Genomic DNA, 2,644 nt, shown 5'->3' with positions numbered 1-2,644 from the left:
ATCATGGCGAGGTCCGCGGCCGGCTCCTCCGCTCCGAACACCACGGGGAACACCGCGACGCCCGCTTCGCCCAGCGCCCGGGCCGCGAGCCGCGGTGGTGCTGCTGACGGACGGTCGCCACAACGCCGGCCCCTCGCCGACCGAAGCGGCCCGGGCGCTGGGCGAAGCGGGCGTCGCGGTGTTCCCCGTGGTGTTCGGAGCGGAGGAGCCGGCCGCGGACCTCGCCATGATCGACGTGACGGCGCCGGACCTCGTGTTCAAAACCGACCGCGTCCGCGGCACGTTCACCCTCCGCGACACCGCCCCCGCCGGCACGCGGTTCACGGCGGAGATCGTCTCGCAGGGCGCCGGGGGAACGGTGGGCGAGACCGTCGTGTGGCGCAAAGAGCTCACCACCACCGGCGCCGGCGACCGCCGGGTGCCGTTCGAGTTCGACGTCGAACCGCTCACGACGGACCTCCCGGGAGTCGCGGACTCCGTCTTGAGAGACAATCCGGCAGGCGTTGACTCCCGCGGGGAGTCCGACGTGGATCGCTCGGTCGTGTCGCTCGATCTGAAGGTCCGGCTCTCCCCCCTGCCGGGCGAGGTGGATGCGGAGAACAACCAACGCCCGCTGCGGCTCGCCGCGAACCTCGTCGCCCGCAAGGCGTTGCTGCTGGACGGCCGCCCCCGCTGGGAGACGCGCTACCTGCGGAACGCTCTCTCCCGCGATCCCCGGTGGGAGGTGGATACGGTGATCGTGCCCGCCGACTCCGACGGCGAACCCGCCGTGTTGCCCCGCGGCCCCGCCGGCGAGCGGGACGACGCGGGCGAGGGCGTCTTCCCCGACAGCCGGGCCGGCCTGCTGGGCTACGACCTGATCGTCTATGGCGAACTGCCGCTGGCGCTGCTGACCGAGGCCGAACACGGCTGGCTGCGGGAGTTCGTCGCCGTCCGCGGCGGCGGGCTGGTCTTCATCGACGGTCGCCGCGACGTGCTGAGCGAACTGCCCAGCCCCGTGCTCACCGACTTGCTGCCGGTCGAACGGGGCGAACCGCTGCCGGTTCCGATGAAGGCCCTGCGGCCGACCACCGCCGGAAACGCGACCGGGGCCCTGAGCGTCATGGGCGACGAGGCCGCGGACGAGACGTTCTGGCGGGAACTCAAGGCGCCGCAAACGCTGATCGCCGCCGAGGCGTTGCCCGGGGCGGAGGTGTGGCTCGACGCGATCCCCGAGGGCGGCACCGCGGGCGGGGCGCGCGCGGACGGGGCGCACCCGGCGATCGTCTCCCGCCCGTTCGGCGCCGGGCGGGTGCTGTACCTCGCCTTCGATGAATCGTGGCGCTGGCGGTATCGCGCCGCGGACGCCTTCCATCAACGGCTGTGGAATCAGTTCGCCGGGGCGATCATGCCCCGTCCGTACGCGGTGCGGGACGAACTGCTGGCGCTGGACACCGGCGCCGTGCGGCATGCTCCGGGTTCCTCCGCCCCGGTGCGGGCCGAGCTCAAACGACCGGACGGCACGCCCGCGACCGGCGTGGTGGTCGACGCCGTGCTGACCCGCGACGGCCGGGTGGTCGGCACGGTCCCGCTGACCGAAGACCCGGAGGTGCCCGGCCGCTATCGCGGGGCGACCGGACCGCTGGAACCGGGCGCACATGACGTCTCGATCCGGGCCGCCGGGTTCGCCGCGGGGGCGTTGAAGGCCCGCACGGAGTTCACCGTCGAACCGCCCGTGACCGCGGAGTCCACGGAGACCAGCGCCAATCGGGCGTTGCTCGCCGCGATGGCGGACGCCTCCGGCGGGACGCTGTTGCGGGAAGAGGAGATCGGCCGGCTCGCGGAGTTGCTCGCCCCGCTGTCGGACGGCCGGGTGATCCGGTCGGAGACCCCGCTGTGGGAGAGTTACTGGTGGTTCTTCGCGGTGCTGATTCCGTTGACGCTCGAATGGATGCTCCGCAAACGGGCCGGCCTCTTATGATCGGTGTCCCTACCAGCCCGACGCGCAAGCGTCGGCCGTGCGTCGTCCGATCGTTTCGAACCTCACGGTCGCCGGCTGCGCCGACAGCCGACGCTCGCGCGTCGGGCTGGTATGTCCCCCGTGGTCCCCGTTCGTTCTGTTCGGAACCGGCATGAACCTCGCCCTCGACCCGGCCGTCGCCCGCAAGCTGGACGCCTATCGCCGTCGCCGCGGTCGGCTGGTGGCGTTTCGCGCGGTCTGCGCCGCGATCACCGCGCTGCTGGTGGGCCTCGCCGCGGTCGCGCTGATCGACTGGTACTGGCTGCTGAGCGATTCGACCCGCTGGCTGCTGAGCGCCGCGGCCTACGCGGGCGCCGTGATCGCCGGGCTGATCGCGTGCCTCGGGCGGTTCGGCGTCCTTCGCCGAGGGGGACCGGCCGGGCGGGCGGCCGTCGCCGCAGCGATCGAGGACGCCGACCCTGCGGTTCGCGAACGGCTGCTGTCGGCGGTCGAACTGGCCGCGGACGACCCGGCGTCCGTGCACGACTCGCCGGCGTTTCGCGCCTTGTTGCAGGGGGACGTGGCGAAGCGGATGGCGACCGTGCGTCCGGCGAAGCTGTTGCCGCCGCCCAGCCCGACGCGCGAGCGTCGGCTGTCGGCGCAGCCGGCGACCGTGAGGTTCGAAACGATCGGACGACGCGCGGC

The 2,644-nt window shown here is 73.2% G+C and carries 1 protein-coding gene and 1 pseudogene; both read left to right on the top strand.

Annotated features, from left to right (window positions below):
• Positions 1-94: 94 nt before the first annotated feature.
• A complete protein-coding gene (locus tag LzC2_RS21075; RefSeq protein WP_171189992.1) occupies positions 95-1,960 on the top strand; it encodes a vWA domain-containing protein in 1,866 nt (621 codons plus the stop codon).
• A gap of 151 nt (positions 1,961-2,111) precedes the next feature.
• Positions 2,112-2,644: pseudogene (locus LzC2_RS21070) on the top strand (hypothetical protein); the annotation flags it as partial.

The organism is Alienimonas chondri (assembly GCF_013036045.1).
GTDB classification, from domain to species: domain Bacteria; phylum Planctomycetota; class Planctomycetia; order Planctomycetales; family Planctomycetaceae; genus Alienimonas; species Alienimonas chondri.
Note: the sequence above shows the minus strand (reverse complement) of the source record. Positions and strands in the feature narration are given on the sequence as shown.